The 14,523-nt window shown below is 71.3% G+C and carries 16 protein-coding genes; 6 read left to right on the forward strand and 10 right to left on the reverse strand.

From position 1 onward, the window contains the following. Positions 1-71: 71 nt before the first annotated feature. On the reverse strand, positions 72-1,343 hold the full coding sequence (lplT, locus tag AC1Q9M_RS16425; RefSeq protein ID WP_382163344.1) for a lysophospholipid transporter LplT: 1,272 nt from the start codon (positions 1,341-1,343) through the stop codon (positions 72-74). Positions 1,344-1,555: 212 nt separating this feature from the next. Here lplT and alr point away from each other — a divergent pair, with 212 nt between their 5' ends. After that, entirely contained in the window at positions 1,556-2,671 is a 1,116-nt protein-coding gene (gene alr / locus AC1Q9M_RS16430) for an alanine racemase (RefSeq protein ID WP_382322751.1), read from the forward strand. 107 nt (positions 2,672-2,778) lie between these two features. On the opposite strand, the gene AC1Q9M_RS16435 is transcribed toward alr, so the two are convergent. From AC1Q9M_RS16435 to AC1Q9M_RS16455, 5 genes are all read right to left on the reverse strand, one after another. Next, on the reverse strand, positions 2,779-4,326 hold the full coding sequence (locus tag AC1Q9M_RS16435) for an ArnT family glycosyltransferase (RefSeq protein ID WP_492434640.1): 1,548 nt from the start codon (positions 4,324-4,326) through the stop codon (positions 2,779-2,781). Positions 4,327-4,336: 10 nt separating this feature from the next. After that, positions 4,337-4,699, reverse strand: coding sequence for an SMR family transporter (locus AC1Q9M_RS16440; protein ID WP_382163338.1), 363 nt, complete (start codon positions 4,697-4,699; stop codon positions 4,337-4,339). A 19-nt stretch (positions 4,700-4,718) separates the two neighbouring features. Further along, entirely contained in the window at positions 4,719-6,191 is a 1,473-nt protein-coding gene (locus AC1Q9M_RS16445; protein WP_444687933.1) for a UbiA family prenyltransferase, read from the reverse strand. Positions 6,192-6,323: 132 nt separating this feature from the next. Then, positions 6,324-6,716: a hypothetical protein gene (locus tag AC1Q9M_RS16450; protein WP_382322754.1), complete on the reverse strand. Its 393-nt coding sequence runs from the start codon at positions 6,714-6,716 to the stop codon at positions 6,324-6,326. After that, positions 6,713-7,141 carry a tellurite resistance TerB family protein gene (locus AC1Q9M_RS16455; RefSeq protein ID WP_382322755.1) on the reverse strand — a complete coding sequence of 143 codons (429 nt, stop codon included), beginning with the start codon at positions 7,139-7,141 and terminating at the stop codon, positions 6,713-6,715. The genes AC1Q9M_RS16450 and AC1Q9M_RS16455 overlap by 4 nt, the downstream gene beginning before the upstream one ends. Positions 7,142-7,242: 101 nt before the next feature. On the opposite strand from AC1Q9M_RS16455, the gene AC1Q9M_RS16460 reads away from it, so the two are divergent. Next, positions 7,243-8,130, forward strand: a complete 888-nt coding sequence (locus tag AC1Q9M_RS16460) for a LysR family transcriptional regulator (protein ID WP_492434641.1) — start codon at positions 7,243-7,245, stop codon at positions 8,128-8,130. Here the strand turns inward: AC1Q9M_RS16460 and AC1Q9M_RS16465 are convergent. The 3 genes from AC1Q9M_RS16465 to AC1Q9M_RS16475 are packed head-to-tail and all read right to left on the reverse strand — an operon-like array spanning position 8,111 to position 10,120. Further along, entirely contained in the window at positions 8,111-8,752 is a 642-nt protein-coding gene (locus tag AC1Q9M_RS16465) for a Pr6Pr family membrane protein (RefSeq protein WP_492434642.1), read from the reverse strand. The genes AC1Q9M_RS16460 and AC1Q9M_RS16465 overlap by 20 nt on opposite strands. A gap of 1 nt (position 8,753) precedes the next feature. After that, on the reverse strand, positions 8,754-8,963 hold the full coding sequence (locus tag AC1Q9M_RS16470; protein ID WP_492434643.1) for a hypothetical protein: 210 nt from the start codon (positions 8,961-8,963) through the stop codon (positions 8,754-8,756). A gap of 11 nt (positions 8,964-8,974) precedes the next feature. Beyond that, positions 8,975-10,120 carry an AI-2E family transporter gene (locus AC1Q9M_RS16475; RefSeq protein WP_382325822.1) on the reverse strand — a complete coding sequence of 382 codons (1,146 nt, stop codon included), beginning with the start codon at positions 10,118-10,120 and terminating at the stop codon, positions 8,975-8,977. Between the two features lie 170 nt (positions 10,121-10,290). Here AC1Q9M_RS16475 and AC1Q9M_RS16480 point away from each other — a divergent pair, with 170 nt between their 5' ends. The 3 genes from AC1Q9M_RS16480 to AC1Q9M_RS16490 are packed head-to-tail and all read left to right on the forward strand — an operon-like array spanning position 10,291 to position 12,525. After that, complete coding sequence (locus tag AC1Q9M_RS16480) at positions 10,291-10,710, forward strand: CopG family transcriptional regulator (RefSeq protein WP_382322760.1); 420 nt, start codon at positions 10,291-10,293, stop codon at positions 10,708-10,710. A 40-nt stretch (positions 10,711-10,750) separates the two neighbouring features. Beyond that, positions 10,751-11,848, forward strand: coding sequence for an extracellular catalytic domain type 1 short-chain-length polyhydroxyalkanoate depolymerase (locus AC1Q9M_RS16485; protein WP_382322761.1), 1,098 nt, complete (start codon positions 10,751-10,753; stop codon positions 11,846-11,848). Next, complete coding sequence (locus tag AC1Q9M_RS16490; protein WP_492434644.1) at positions 11,845-12,525, forward strand: hypothetical protein; 681 nt, start codon at positions 11,845-11,847, stop codon at positions 12,523-12,525. The genes AC1Q9M_RS16485 and AC1Q9M_RS16490 overlap by 4 nt, the downstream gene beginning before the upstream one ends. Positions 12,526-12,583: 58 nt before the next feature. Here the strand turns inward: AC1Q9M_RS16490 and AC1Q9M_RS16495 are convergent, their stop codons facing one another. Continuing rightward, complete coding sequence (locus tag AC1Q9M_RS16495) at positions 12,584-13,324, reverse strand: sulfite exporter TauE/SafE family protein (RefSeq protein ID WP_492434645.1); 741 nt, start codon at positions 13,322-13,324, stop codon at positions 12,584-12,586. A gap of 83 nt (positions 13,325-13,407) precedes the next feature. On the opposite strand from AC1Q9M_RS16495, the gene AC1Q9M_RS16500 reads away from it, so the two are divergent. Beyond that, positions 13,408-14,325, forward strand: coding sequence for a LysR family transcriptional regulator (locus AC1Q9M_RS16500; protein ID WP_382163321.1), 918 nt, complete (start codon positions 13,408-13,410; stop codon positions 14,323-14,325). The last annotated feature ends 198 nt before the right edge of the window (positions 14,326-14,523 follow it).

The following is a 14,523-nucleotide window of genomic DNA, read 5'->3' on the forward strand; positions in this document are numbered from 1 at the left end:
GGCAACACCAGCGGCCCGGCAAAGCCGGTTCCGCGGTGTTTCTGGACGGGCGTCACTTCGCGCGTTGCGCCTCAACCGTGCAGGTCGTCGCGGCGGGCGATTTCCAGCAGGCGTTCCAGCTCGTGCGGGTGCGTGCGCTGGTTGTGGCGGTGCCACAGCGCGATCAGCGCCATGCAGCCAGCCACCAGCACGCCGAACGCCGTGATGGCCGCGAACGCCGACCAGCCCATGCCGGTGGAGAAGCTGTAAAGCGCGCCCAGGCTCAGGATGCAGGCCTGCTCGTTGAAGTTCTGCACCGCGATCGAGCGGCCCGCGCCCATCAGGTTGTGGCCCCGGTGCTGCAGCAGCGCGTTCATCGGCACCACCAGGAAACCGCCCAGGCCGCCCAGCAGCACCAGGAAGGGCGCGGCCACCCAGACGTTGTCGATGAAGTTCATCAGGATCACCAGCACCCCCATGGCGATGCCCAGCGGCATCACGCGCGTGGCCTGGTCCAGCCGCATGCGCATCGACGCGACCACCGCGCCCACGGCGGTGCCCAGCGCCACCACGCCCACCAGCGACGAGGCCTGGGTGGTGCCATAGCCCAGCGCGGCGCCGGCCCAGGCCAGCACGATGTAGCGCAGGTTGCCCGAGACGCCCCAGAACAGCGTGGTGGTGGCCAGCGAGATCTGGCCCAGGCGGTCGCGCCACAGGCGGCTGTTGCAGCGCCAGAAATCGGGCAGCAGGGCCAGCGGGTTCTTCGGCATGGGCCGCGGCGTCACGCCGGTGAGCGGAATGCGCGTGTTGAACCAGGCCGCCAGCGCGTACACCACCACGAGCGCGGCCACCGCCGCTTCGGCCGCATGGTGGATGCCGGGCAGGTCGAGGGCCAGCAGCCGGGCCGAGATCCAGGGGCTCACCAGCTGGCCGCCGAGCAGCACGCCCAGGATGATGGAGGCGATCGTGAGGCCCTCGATCCAGCCGTTGGCCTTGACCAGCTGCGAGGGCGGCAGCAGCTCGGTGAGGATGCCGTACTTGGCCGGCGAGTAGGCCGCCGCGCCCAGGCCCACCAGGGTGTAGGCCAGCAGCGGGTGCACGCCCGCGAGCATCAGCAGACAGCCCGCGACCTTGATGGCGTTGCTGATGAACATGACCTGGCCCTTGGGCCTGGCGTCCGCGAAGGCGCCGACGAAGGGCGCGAGCACCACGTAGAACAGGGCGAAGAGCGGCACCAGGGCGGCGCTCTGCCACTCGGGTGCGCCGCGCGTGCGAAGCAGTTCGATCGCGGCCACGAACAGCGCGTTGTCCGCCAGCGAACTGAAGAACTGCGCCGTCATGATGGTGTAGAAGCCGCGCTTCATGGAGATGATTTTGTGTGCCGGGGCGCTTCAGCCAGGGGGAGCTGAGCCGATGCACCGGCCTTTTTTGTGCGACAGTTGACGGGTCTCCAGACGATGCCGGGTTATAGCACGCCACCCTGAAAATACCGGGGCGGGTTCCACCGGGTTTTCACCCGGCAGTCCAACCCGCGACTTCCCGCACGCTCCCTCGACGAAGACCGCACCCTGCCGCCATGCCCCGTCCCATCCTTGCCACCGTCCATGCCGACGCCCTGCAGCACAACCTGGCGCGCGCGCGCCACTTCGCGCCCGATGCGCGCGTGTGGGCCGTGGTCAAGGCCAATGCCTACGGCCATGGCATCGAGCGCTGCTTCGACGCGCTGCGCAGCGCCGACGGTTTTGCCCTGCTGGACCTGGCCGAGGCCGAGCGCCTGCGCGCGCTCGACTGGCGCGGCCCCATCCATTTGCTCGAAGGCGTGTTCGAGCCGCGCGACCTGGAGCTGTGCTCGCGCCTGCACCTGTGGCACACGGTGCACTGCACCGAGCAGGTCGACTGGCTGGCCGCGCACAAGACGCAGGTGCCGCACCGCATTTTTCTCAAGCTCAACAGCGGCATGAACCGCCTGGGGTTCACGCCCGCGGCCTTCCGCAGCGCCTGGGCGCGGCTCAACGCGCTGCCGCAGGTGGACGAGATCTCGCTCATGACGCACTTCAGCGACGCCGACGGCGCGCGCGGCATCGCGCACCAGGTGGCCGCGTTCGAGGCCGCCACCGCCGACCTGCCCGGCGAGCGCACGCTGTGCAACAGCGCGGCCATCCTGCGCCACGCGAAGCTGGCGCTGCGCGGGGCGCAGAGCCTGTCGGCCGACTGGGTGCGCGAGGGCATCGCGCTGTACGGCAGCGCGCCCGATTTCCCCGAAAAGCGGGTGAGCGATTGGGACCTGCAACCGGCCATGACGCTGTCCAGCCGGGTGATCGGCACGCAGACGCTGCAGGCCGGCGATACCGTGGGCTACGGCTCGACGTTCACGGCCGAGGGGCCGATGCGCATCGGGGTGGTGGCCTGTGGTTATGCGGATGGTTATCCGCGGCACGCGCCCACGGGCACGCCGGTGCTGGTGGATGGAGTGCGCACGCGCCTGATCGGGCGGGTGAGCATGGACATGATCACGGTGGATCTTTCTTCCGTTCCGTCCGCGGGGATCGGGGCGGAGGTGGTGTTGTGGGGGCGGGCCTCGTCGTCTTCCGGCGAGGTGCTGCCGATCGATGAGGTGGCTTCTTCCGCGGGCACCATCAGCTATGAGTTGATGTGCGCGGTGGCGCCTCGGGTTCCGTTTGCGCTCTCCTGATGTAAGGTTTTTCTTTCGTGGCGAGCCGGGTCTCGGCCCGGCCACACGGCACAGGCGGGATCGGATTCGGGATCGGGGGCGGGCTCCCCCTCATTCGTTCTGTTGCTTCAGCGTCCCGGCGAACAGTGTGCGAACCCGTAGCGCTCGCAGAAGGGGCTGCCGAGGATGGGCAGCCATGTCGGGATGTCGTGGAATTCGCGCGCGACTTCGGCGAGCACGGTGTCGTGGAAGGGCTGGTATTTGAAGCCTTGGCCGTCGACGGCGTAGAAGGCGACGCCGTCCACCTCGAAACGTTTGGCGCTCACGCGCTCGAAGTAGGGTTCGAAGTCCGCCAGCTGGGGTTCGTCGTAGAGGAACACGCGGATGGGCTGGCCGTCGTACCGGCGGAAGTCGATGATCTGGTCGTCCTGCCGCGCATGGTGTTTGCCCACGCCGAAGACGGGCACGTATTGCTTGTGGTGGAAGGCGAGCATGGCCGCCGGGTTGTAGGTGCGGCCCATGAGGGTGGCGCCCGCCGGCAGGTCTTTCTCCAGCGCGGCGACCACGGCGGCGGTTTCGCGCAGGAAGACCGCGCGGTCGTAGATCTTGAAGGGCTGCCACCAGGCGAGCGGTGCCCAGGCGATGGCGGCGACCACGAGCAGGTGGGGCACCGAGAGCGCCACGGTCCAGGTCAGGCAACGGCGCAGCGCGCGCGGGTCCAGCCGCAGGCCGGCCCAGACCACGAACAGCGGCACGAAGCCCAGCACCCAGTGCAGGCCGATGGTGCGGCGCGTGCTCAGCAGCGCGAACAGGATCAGCGGGAACAGCCACAGCACGGCCAGCGTGCGGCTCGTGGTGGGCGAGACGCCGGAGGCCGCGCCGCGCGCGGTCAGCGCGCGCCACAGCAGCCAGGGCGTGAGCAGGTAGAGCGCCATCGCGAGGTACACGCCGAAGGTCTCGAACGACCAGGCCGAGCCCTCGTTGCGGTTGAACACGTTGAACATCACGTTGCTCCAGCCGTGCGTGGCGTTGAAGGCGATGTTGAGCGCGATCGAGGGCAGGGCGAGCACGAAGATGAGGAACGGGGCCCACCAGCGTTCGCGCCGCCAGCCGAAGCAGTGCGCCGCGTAGGCGAAGCCCAGCAGCGCCGCGAAGTACTTGGAGAGGAAGGCCAGGCCGAGGAAGGCGCCGGCCAGCGCGTACCAGGGCACGCTGGCGCGCTGCGCGCTGGTGTCGGCGCGCAGGTAGCACCAGGCCGAGAGCACCATGAAGAAGATCAGCGGCGTGTCGGTGGTCACCAGCACGAACATCCACGACCAGGGCATCGCCAGGTAGACCGCGCCCGCCAGCCAGGCGCTGGCCTCGCGGTCTTCGGGCAGGAGGCGGCGCAGCAGGTCCACCACGCCGAGCGCGATGAGGCTGGTGAGCAGCAGCGTGAAGCTGCGCAGCGCCAGCGGGTGGTCGCTGATCTGGCGCAGCGCCGCGATCAGCCAGCCCACCATGGGCGGGTGGTCGGAGTAGCCCCAGGACGGGAACACGCCCCACTGGTAGAAGAAGGCCTCGTCGCCGGTGATGGGGAAACCGGCGGCGATGACCAGCTTGAGCAGCAGGGTGGCGGCGAACGCGACCCAGAAGATCTGGCGCGAGGTGTGGGCGGAAAACTCGGAGGCGTGCATGGTCAGGGAATCAGGCGTCCAGGGCGAGCAGGCTCACGCCCACCACGATCAGCGTGCAGCCGGCCACGCGCAGCCACGAGAAGGGTTCGCCGAGCCAGAGCACGCCCAGCGCGAGCGTGACCACGAAGCCCAGGCTCACCAGCGGGTAGGCCACGCTCACGTCCAGCCGCGAGAGCACCCACAGCCAGAGCACGGCGCTGGCGCCGTAGAGCATCAGGCCGACCCACACCAGCGGGCTGCTGAGCGCCTGCAGGTAGGTGCCGCCGACGTCGGCGGCGGCGCTGGGCGCGCCCATGCCGCGCTTCATGGCGATTTGCGCGGCCGAAGACAGCAGCACGCAGAACAGGGCCAGGCCCAGGGCGATGGATTTCATGGGAGGGGGTGTCCTGGGTTCAGAAACCGACGGTGGCCACGAAGCCGATGCCGCCCATCACGAGCAGCGTGGCCCAGCTGAACGGGTCTTTCAGCGCGAACTGCAGCGGGTCCTCGCCGTGCAGCTCGCGCCGCCCGGTCTTGAGCCAGATGCGCATGACCCACAGCAGCAGCACGGGCGCGGCGGCCCACAGCCAGTCGGCGTGGGCGTAGAGCTTCTGGCTGTTCTGGCTGTCGATGTAGAGCGTGAGCACCAGCACCGCCATGAAGCCGCTGGACATGCCCATGGCGCGCAGCGAGGCCAGGTCGCGCGGCTGGTAGCCCCGGCCGGGCGCGAGCGTGCTGCGGTCGTCCGCCAGCTCTTCGAGCTCGGCGCAGCGCTTGACCAGCGCCAGGCTCAGGAACAGGAAGATCGAGATCGCCAGCAGCCAGTTGGACAGATCCACCCCCGAGGCCACCGCGCCCGCGCCGATGCGCAGCGTGTACAGGCCCGAGAGCACCAGCACGTCGATCAGCGCCAGCCGCTTGAGGTACATCGAGTAGGCGAGCGTGGTCACGGTGTAGGCCAGCAGCATCACGGCAAAGCCGATCGAGACCGCGAAGGCCAGCACGAAGGCCAGCACCAGCATGACCGCGCCCAGCCCCACGGCGGTGGTGATGCCGATGGCCCCCGAGGCCAGCGGGCGGTTGCGCTTGATGCGGTGCGCGCGGTCGTTGGGCAGGTCCAGCAGGTCGTTGACCAGGTAGGTGGCCGAGGCGCACAGGCCGAAGGCGATGAAGGCGAGGAAGACCGCGCCCCAGAGCGCCGGGTCCAGCGAGTGCGCGGCCAGCAGCGGGATGAACAGCAGGCCGTTCTTGGACCATTGCTTGAGCCGGATCGCGCGCAGCACGGTCTTGAGGCTCAGCGGCTCGCGTTCGAACACCCGCGCCTGCGGGTGCGTGCGCTGCAGCGAGGCCACCACGCCGCTCGGGGCGTTCACCGCCACCGCCTCGGCGCTGCCGGCCCACACGTCGAGGTCGTCGCGGCTGTTGCCGGCGTAGGCCCAGCTGCCGTGCCCCTGGGCGCGGGCGTGGGCGTCGATCGCCGCGCGCTTGTTGCCGCGGCTTAGGTTGATGCCGTCGGCCTGCGCGTTGGTGCCCAGGCTGTCGTCGAACACGGCCAGGTGCGAGGCCACGTCCTGCACGATGCGCGCGTCGGCCGCGCTGGCGAGCACCAGGGGCCGGCCGCGCGCGTGTTCGTCGCGCAGGTACTGAACGAAGGGCTCGTTGTAGGGCAGGCGCGCGGGGTCGGGCCGCACCGCGCTGGCCAGCCGCTGCTTGAAGCCGGCCTTGCCCAGCGGGAGCCAGGTGAGCATGCGCAGCAGGTTCAGCGGGTTGGCGCGCACGAACAGCATGGCCGATTCGTGCAGGGTGTCGCTGCGCGTGAGCGTGCCGTCCAGGTCCACATAGAGCGGGCAGGCATCGGTCGGCGCGGGGGTGGTGTTGGGCGTCAAGGTGTGCGTCCAGGGAAGTGTGGGCCGATTTTAGGGGTCGGTCCTCACTTCCCTCGTGACGCGCCGGCCCGTTTCTCCCCGGTCCGTGCATTGCGCACGCTGCGGTGGTTTCGGCGCGCCGCGCCCGGGGGCTCAGCCCCTGACGGGTCGCGGCGGCAGCTTCAGGCGGCCGGCCAGCCAGTGCAGCGCGATCGCCGGCACCAGCAGGCACAACAGGCCCAGCGCCCAGGCGATCCACACCAGGGGCGTGACCCAGGCCATCAGGCCGCTGCCCGAGGGCAGAACCTGGCCCAGCCACTGCACCAGGCCCAGCCACGCGCCCTGCATGGTTTTCACCCAGGCCGGATCGACCCACAGGGCCAGCCAGTCGGGCACCGGCCATTGGCCCGCGGCGGTGGCCAGGTCGGTCGCTTGGCCCGTGCCCACCAGGGTTAGCAGCCATTCGGTGATCTGCACCGAGGCCGCAGCCAGGCCGGTCCAGCACAGGGCCAGCAGGCCGAACACCCCCCAGATGAGCGGCTTCATGACAGGGCTCCCACCGACCAGGCGACCCGGCGGGTCGCCGGCTGCTGCCGCCAGGCCCGGGTGAAGGTGTCCAGCAGGGCGGCTTCGCCATCGGCCTCGTGGCCGTCGGCCTGCACGATGGCCTGGCACAGGTCCACCACCAGCGTGCGCAGGGCGGGGTCGCGCACCTCGTCCAGCAGCTGCTGGCGCAGGGCGTCGTCCATGTCGGCCGAGCCGCTCCAGCGGCCCTGGGCGGCGGCCAGCAGGTCCTCGCAGAAGTGGTCGAGCACGGTCTTGAGGGCTCTGGCGCTCAGGCCCAGCCGGCGCGAGGCGCGGATGCGGTCGAGCGCGCGGATTTCGGTCAACGAGTAGTTGCCGTCGGCCACCAGGGCCATGGCCAGCAGGCGCGCGGCCGCCTGCGGGCTGTTGGTGGGATAGGTGCGCATGGGCGTCGATGTCCTTGGAGGGGGAAAACCTCGACGATACGCAGTTTTGAACTTCGCAAAAAGCAGCAAATCAGAGAAGCAATATCCTAAAAATGCGAAGCATGGACCCGGAACTCAACTACAAGCACCTGTATTACTTCTGGGTCACGGCCAAGGAGGGTGGCATGTCGCACGCGGCGGCCCGCCTGGGCATGGCGGTGCAGACCGTGAGCGCGCAGGTGCGCCAGCTGGAGCAGTCGCTCGGCCACGCGCTGTTCAAGCCGGCCGGGCGCGGCCTGGCGCTCACCGAGGCCGGGCAGACCGCGCTGGCGCTGGCCGAGCAGATCTTCTCGCTCGGCGAACAGCTGCGCGGCGCGGTGAGCGATGCCGCCAGCCAGCAGCGGGTGCGCCTGGTGGTAGGCATCTCCGACGGCCTGCCCAAACTGGCGGTGCGCGAGCTGCTCGCGCCGGTGCTGACCGAAGCGAACCTGCGCCTGCTCTGCCACGAGGACAGCTTCGACGACCTGCTGGCCGCGCTCGCGCTGCACCGGCTCGACGTGGTGCTGTCCGACCGGCCCGCGCCGGCCAACCCCAACCTCAAGCTGTACAGCCACGCGCTGGGCGCCTCGCCCCTGGGCTGGTACGCCCCCCCGGCCCTGCTGGCCCAGGCGCGGAGCGACTTTCCGCGCGGCCTGTCGCAGGTGCCGGTGCTGCTGCCCACGGCGCAGTCCTCGGTGCGCCTGCGCATCGACCAGTGGTTCGAGCGCCAGCGGGTGGCGCCGCGCGTGGTGGGCGAGTTCGAGGACAGCGCGCTGTTGGCCACCTTCGGCGCCTCGGGCATGGGCGTGCTGCCGGCCGCCGAGCGCATGCGCGAGCAGCTCGCGCAGGCCTATGGCCTGGCCTGGGTCGCGCCCTGCGACGGGGTGCAGGAGCATTTTTATGCGATCGGCACCGCGCGCAAGGTGCAGCACCCGCTGGTGCAGTGCCTGCTCAGCGCGGCGATCGCCTGAGCCGCCCGCGGGCGACCGCCACGAAGGCCAGACCCACCAGCAGGAACACCACCAGCAGGCCCAGCGCGTTCAGCAGGGTGCGTGGGTAACCCAGCGTGGCCACGTCGATGAACGGGTAGGGGTAGGTTCCGAGCCAGAGGCCGCGCAGCAGCGCGAAGCCCAGGTAGGCCAGCGGCCAGGCGGCCCAGGCCAGCGGCGCGCGCCAGGCCATGTGGGCGGGCGGCACCGCCAGCCACCAGTGCAGCACGCTCAGCAGCGGCACGGCGTAGTGCAGGGTGATGTCGGCCAGCTTCTGCAGGCCCTGCGGATCCCACACGTGGCGCAGCAGCAGGTGGTAGGTGAGGCCCACCAGCGCGATGTTCACGGCCACCGCCGTGGCGACCCCGGGCCGCCGGAACCAGCGCCCGGCGGCGTTGCCCGGCCGCCAAAGCGCCAGGCTCAGGCTCACGGCCACCAGCAGGTTGGTGAGCACCGTGAAATAACCGAGGTAGACCACCAGTCCGCCCAGGGGCGTGCCACCTTGCGCGACGACCAGCCGCAGCGAGAGCCACAGCTGCAGGCCCAGGCCGAACCAGGCGAGTGCGGCCACCAGAAGGCTCAGGCGCGGGTGGCGCCAGGGCATGTCAGCGCGCGGCCGGGGCCGTGTTGGCGGCGCAGACGAAGACGCATCCCGGCGGTGTGCGGCCGACGAAGCGGCCGTCGGGGCACTGCAGCACATCCTGCGTGCACATGATGGGTGAGCGCTCGCTCGCGGGCGGTGTGAGCGTGGTGGTGGAGCAGGCGGCCAGCCACGGCAGCAGCGTGGCGATGCAGAGCGCGAGTTTTTTGTTCATGGTCTGCATGGTCAGCGCGGTTCGCCGCCGGTGTCAATGGGCGGGGCGGGCGGCGCGATGGCGGGTGGGGCGGCGGGCTCCGTGGTGTCGATGCCGAAGGCGGCCGCGCGCGCGCGCACCCGGGTCGCGGTCTGGATGTCCCAGACCGCCACGAACATCGCGGCGATCACCGGACCGATCACGAAACCGTTGATGCCCATGACCGCGATGCCGCCCACCGTGCTGATCAGCACCAGGTAGTCCGGCATGCCGGTGTCCTTGCCGACCAGCAGCGGGCGCAGCACGTTGTCGACCAGGCCGATCACCAGCACGCCGTACAGCGCCAGGCCCACGGCCTGCCAGACCTCGCCGGTGGCGAACAGCCAGATCGCCACCGGGCCCCAGACCAGGCCCGCGCCCACCGCCGGCAGCAGCGAGAGCACCGCCATCAGCACCGCCCACAGCAGCGCGGCGTTCACGCCCAGCACCCAGAACGCCAGGCCACCCAGCGCGCCCTGCACCAGCGCGACCACGAGGTTGCCCTTCACGGTGGCGCGCAGCACGGTGCCGAACTGCTCCAGCAGCTCCTGCTTGTCGTCGGGCGGCAGGGGGATCGCCAGGCGGATCGAGCGCACGAGGGAGCCGCCGTCGCGCACCAGGAAGAAGGCCAGGTAGAGCGCGATGAACAGGCCGATCACCAGGCCCAGCATGTCCTGCCCCAGGTTGAAGGTCTGCGTGGCGATGAACTGGCTGCCCTGCGTGAGCGCCTGCGTGAGCTTGCGCTGGATCAGGTCGAAATTGCCCAGGCCGAAGCGCGCGAGCAGGTCGGTGAGCCAGTCGGGCAGGGCGTTGAACACGCCGCGCAGCCACTGCGCGGGCTTGATCTCGCCCGACTCTATGCGGGCGTAGAGCTGGCTGGCCTCGCGCGTCAGCGAGGCGGCCACCAGCACCGTGGGCAGCACCACGATCACCACGGCGGCCAGCATGGTGGTCAGCGCCGCGAGGTTGCGGCGCTGGCCCAGGCGCGGCAGCAGCCAGCGGTTCAGCGGGGCGAACAGCAGCGCGATGATCGCGCCCCAGAGGATGGTGCCGTAGAAGGGCAGCAGGATCCAGATGAAGGCGACCGTCACCGCCCCCAGCAGCACGCGCAGCATGAGCGAACCGGAGACCGGCGACATGGACGGCGGGCTGGGGCGGGGCGGCTCGGGCGTCTGGGCCGGTGGCGCTTCGTTGGAAGGTGGCATGGGCGCTGAGGGGAGAAAAAGGGTGCTCAAAGTATGGGGCCGATTGCGCCACCCTTGGAAAGCTGTTTAAATGCCATCCATATGGAATCCATATGGATGGTGAAATGACCGACCGAACCCTCGAACCCAAGCCCCGCATCGGGGACTCCGAAAAGATGACCGTGAACCTCGGCGTGGTCGATCTTGGCCAGGTGGACCTGCTGGTGCAGGAAGGTTTCTATTCGAACCGGTCCGACCTGGTCCGCACGGCGGTGCGCAACCTGCTGACCCAGCACGGCGACACCTTGCGGCAGACCGTCGCGCGCCGCACCCTCACTTTGGGCCTGCAGCACCTCGGCCGGGCCGATCTCGAGCGCGCCGTGGCGGCGGGCGAGCGCCTGCGCGTGCAGGTCGTGGGCCTGGCGCGCATCGACGACGACGTCACGCCCGAGCTCGCGCGCGCCGCGATCGAGTCGGTCTCGGTGCTCGGCGCCTTCCACGCCAGCGCCGCGGTGCGCCGCGCGCTGGCCGACCGCACCGTCTGAACCGGTTTTTTTCCTCTGTCTTCCTCCTTCGAAAGCGCCCATGACCCCCCATCCCACGATCCCGGTGAGCGTGCAGCACACCATTGAGCAGGCCCTGGCCCGCGCCGGGCTGGACGGTCGCCCGGGCCCGTTGCAGGGGGTCACCGACACCATCCGCCAAGCGCTGGCGGGCGCCGGTCTGGCCGACGTGTTCGCGCCGCGCCGCCCGGCCCCGTCCCCCACGGCCGCTGGGGGCGCCGAGGTCATTGACGTCGTCGCACGCGACCCGGGCGAGGGCCAGTTCCTGCGCCGCCGCTTCACCCATCCCACCGGGTCGCGCGACTACAAGCTCTACCTGCCCGCCGCGCGCGCCGGCGCGGCCAGCGCCGCGCCCCTGCCGCTGGTGGTGATGCTGCATGGCTGCACGCAGTCGGCGGACGACTTCGCCGCCGGCACGCAGATGAACCGCCTGGCCGACGCCCAAGGTTGTCTGGTGGTCTACCCCGAGCAGCCCGCGGGCGCCAACCCATCGCGCTGCTGGAACTGGTTCCGCGCCGAGGACCAGGGGCGCGAGGGCGGCGAGCCCGCGCTCATCGCGGGCATCGTGCGGGCCGTGGCGGCCGAGCACGCGGTGGACCCGCGCCGCATCTTCGTGGCCGGCCTCTCGGCCGGCGCGGCAATGGCGGTGATCCTGGGCGAGACGCACCCCGATCTGTTCGCCGCCGTGGGCGTGCATTCGGGCCTGCCCTACCGCAGCGCGAGCGACATCCCCTCGGCGCTGGCCGCGATGAAGGGGCGGGGCGCGGCCGCGCCGCCGCCCACCGGGCGGGCCGTGCCCACCATCGTCTTCCATGGCGACCGCGACCACACCGTGCAGGCGCGCAATGGCGAGCGCGTCGTCGAACACGCCGCCCAGGCCCACGGCCCGCAAGGCCTGCACGTCCACACCGAGACGGCCACCGTGCCCGGTGGCCGGCGCTACACCCGCACCGTGCACGCCGACGCGGCGGGCCGGCCCTGGGTGGAGTGGTGGACCCTGCACGGCGCCGGCCATGCCTGGTCGGGCGGGCATGCGTCGGGTTCGTACACCGACGGCAGCGGCCCCGACGCCTCGGCCGAGATGCTGCGCTTCTTCCTGGCCCAGTCGCCCGCGCCATGACGCCGCCACGCTCCTTTTCCGCATCGCTGGCCGCGCGCGCCGGCCTGCTGCTGGCCCGTTTCGACGGCGCGGTGATGCGCGTCGAGTCCACCCGGCCCATCGCCGAGGGGTCTGGGGCTCGCCGTGCCTTGGCCCCCGCCACCTGGGCGGCCCTGCAGGCGTGGTGCTTCACAGACGAGCGCTTTGCGCTGGCCACGCTGGCGCAGGGGCCAGCGGCCGAGCGGGCCGGGCTGGTCGAGGCGTTCTCGCGTCGGCTCGACGGCAGCGACCAGCTCGCCGCCGCCGGTGGTGCGCTCGCGGGCCTGCTGCTGCGCCTGCGCGTGAAGGGCCAGGACGCGATGTGGTGGCGCCAACGCCAACCCTCGGACCCCTGGGACGCCGGTTACCTGATCGGCGAACCGCAGGCCCTGCGCGCGTTCCGGCCGCGCCGCGCCACCCTGATGGTGGCCGAGGAGGAGGGGGTGGACGGGGCCGCGCTGAGCGAGGCCGTGCAGACCCTGGCCGCGAACAGCGCGGGCTTTCACCAGCCGGTGCGGCTGCTGGTGCTGGGCCGCAGCATCGACGCCCGGGCCTGGTCCAGCAGGCCGAGCAATTCCGTGGCCATCACCGAGATCGCCTGGCCTTCCGAGGCCGTCGGCCCGGCCGCGAGCGCCTCCACCGCCAGCGCCAGCCGGTAGGCCCGCTCCAGGGCCTCGGCCAGGGCCAGCGCGTCGGGGCCGGGCGGCATGGGGGTCCCTACAGGGCGCGCGCCAGCATCAGCGCACCCAGGGCGATGAACACGCTGTAGAGCGCGCGCTGGAACACCAGCAGCGGCAGGCGCCGGCGCAGCACCGAGCCGAGCCAGAGCCCGGTGAAGGCCGCCCCCAGCGCGATGGCGTGGCCCGCCAGCGGCACCGCCGCGCCGCTGAGCACGGCCAGTGGCCCGAGCCGCAACGCCAGGGCCAGCGTGGCCACCAGGAAACTCAGGCCCAGGGCCTGGATCATCACCTCCTTCTCCAGCCGCAGCGACTGCAGGTACGGCACCATGGGCATCACGAACACCCCGGTGGCGGCGGTGAGCAGGCCCGAGAGCGCGCCCGCCACGCCGCCCAGCGGGCGCGCGAAGCGGCCTGGATCGGGCAGGGCCGCCCTGGCCAGGCCCCACAGGCCGTAGGCCACCAGCACCGTGCCCAGGGTGAGGCGCGCGCCCGCGCCGGCGCTGCCCAGATCGGGCAGCGGGCTGAACACCGTGGCCGCCGCCAGCATCAGCCACATGGGCCACAGGCGGCGCGCCAGGGCACGGGCGTGCGGCCCGATGCATTGGGCGATGTTCGTCAACAGCGAAGGCAGCAGCATCAGCGTGGCCGCGGCGGCGGTGGGCATGAACAGGCCGAGCAGCGCGACGGAGAAGGTCGGCAGGCCCATGCCGGAAATGCCCTTGACCGCGCCAGCGGCCAGAAAAACGACGGCGATCAGCCCGAGCAGCGAGAGGTCCATGGGGCGGCATGGTGCGGTCCGGGGCCCGGTCTGTCCATCGCGCATCGCCAGAGGTATCCTTCGCCGATTCCGGAGGATCGCCCATGACCGCCCCCCGCGCCGCGCCCACCTACCGCGTCGACCCGTTCGACCTGCGCCTGTTCGCCGCCGTCGTGGAGCACGGCTCCATCACCGCCGGGGCGCGCCACATCCACCTCTCGCTGGCCGCAGCGAGCACGCGGCTGCAGCAGCTGGAGCACGCGCTCGGCGCCACCCTGCTGCGGCGCTCCAAACAGGGCGTGCGCACCACCGACGCCGGCCGCACCTTGCTGCTGCACGCGGCGCGCCTGCAGCGCGGCATGGAAGCGCTGCACGCCGACATGGCGGCCCATGCCCACGGCGTGCGCAGCACGGTGCGAGTGATCTGCAACACCGCCGCCATGACCGAGCACCTGCCGGGGCTGCTCGGCCGCTTCCTGGTCGAGCACCCGGACATCGACGTCGACCTGCGCGAACTCAGCAGCCTCGACGCGCTGCTCGGCATGCGCCAGGAGCAGGCCGACATCGGCATCGTGTCCGACCACGTGGGCACCGAAGGCCTGGCCACCCGGGTCTTCCGCGAAGACCGGCTGGTGGCGGTGCTGCCCCGGCAGGGCGCGCGCGCCACGCGCCGACCGCTGCCTTTCGTGGACTTGCTGGACCGCCCCTTCGTCGGGCTGCCGGTGGAGAGCGGCCTGAGCCGCCTGCTGCACGACCAGGCCTTGCAGCATGGCCGGGGCCTGCACCACCGGGTGCGGGTGCGCGGGCTGGACGCGGTGATGCAGCTGGTGGGCGAGGGCGTGGGCGTGGCGGTGGTGCCGCAGGCCACGGCGCTGCGCCTGGCGAACGAGCGCGTGGTGGTGCGCCCGCTCGGCGATGCCTGGGCCACGCGGCGCCTGCTGCTCTGCACGGCGGGCGATGCGCCGCCCGGCGCGGGGGCGGCGGCCCTGCACGCCTTCCTCGCCCGGCACAGCGAGGCCTAGGGCCGGCCGCCGCGCCGAGGCCCACGCCAGTGGGTGGCCGCGCCGAGGCGCCGTGAGGGTCTCTCGGCGCTTTTTTCATGGCGAAACGCCGTCCAACCCCTCCCAACCGTTCGTCGGATTGATTTTTAACAATCTTTTAACTAATTGTTAGTCAATATAAGTGAGTGAGTGCTCGCGGCTGCTATCGAATATAGAGCT

The sequence above is a fragment of the Hydrogenophaga sp. GW823-FHT04C09 genome (genome assembly GCF_058796355.1).

Bases quoted from the DNA above. Each gene is read 5' to 3' on its own strand.
- lplT (WP_382163344.1), bottom strand. From the start codon at position 1,343: ATGAAGCGCGGCTTCTACACCATCATGACGGCGCAGTTCTTCAGTTCG.
- alr (WP_382322751.1), top strand. From the start codon at position 1,556: ATGCCCCGTCCCATCCTTGCCACCGTCCATGCCGACGCCCTGCAGCAC.
- AC1Q9M_RS16435 (WP_492434640.1), bottom strand. From the start codon at position 4,326: ATGCACGCCTCCGAGTTTTCCGCCCACACCTCGCGCCAGATCTTCTGG.
- AC1Q9M_RS16440 (WP_382163338.1), bottom strand. From the start codon at position 4,699: ATGAAATCCATCGCCCTGGGCCTGGCCCTGTTCTGCGTGCTGCTGTCT.
- AC1Q9M_RS16450 (WP_382322754.1), bottom strand. From the start codon at position 6,716: ATGAAGCCGCTCATCTGGGGGGTGTTCGGCCTGCTGGCCCTGTGCTGG.
- AC1Q9M_RS16455 (WP_382322755.1), bottom strand. From the start codon at position 7,141: ATGCGCACCTATCCCACCAACAGCCCGCAGGCGGCCGCGCGCCTGCTG.
- AC1Q9M_RS16460 (WP_492434641.1), top strand. From the start codon at position 7,243: ATGGACCCGGAACTCAACTACAAGCACCTGTATTACTTCTGGGTCACG.
- AC1Q9M_RS16465 (WP_492434642.1), bottom strand. From the start codon at position 8,752: ATGCCCTGGCGCCACCCGCGCCTGAGCCTTCTGGTGGCCGCACTCGCC.
- AC1Q9M_RS16470 (WP_492434643.1), bottom strand. From the start codon at position 8,963: ATGAACAAAAAACTCGCGCTCTGCATCGCCACGCTGCTGCCGTGGCTG.
- AC1Q9M_RS16475 (WP_382325822.1), bottom strand. From the start codon at position 10,120: ATGTCGCCGGTCTCCGGTTCGCTCATGCTGCGCGTGCTGCTGGGGGCG.
- AC1Q9M_RS16480 (WP_382322760.1), top strand. From the start codon at position 10,291: ATGACCGACCGAACCCTCGAACCCAAGCCCCGCATCGGGGACTCCGAA.
- AC1Q9M_RS16485 (WP_382322761.1), top strand. From the start codon at position 10,751: ATGACCCCCCATCCCACGATCCCGGTGAGCGTGCAGCACACCATTGAG.
- AC1Q9M_RS16490 (WP_492434644.1), top strand. From the start codon at position 11,845: ATGACGCCGCCACGCTCCTTTTCCGCATCGCTGGCCGCGCGCGCCGGC.
- AC1Q9M_RS16495 (WP_492434645.1), bottom strand. From the start codon at position 13,324: ATGGACCTCTCGCTGCTCGGGCTGATCGCCGTCGTTTTTCTGGCCGCT.
- AC1Q9M_RS16500 (WP_382163321.1), top strand. From the start codon at position 13,408: ATGACCGCCCCCCGCGCCGCGCCCACCTACCGCGTCGACCCGTTCGAC.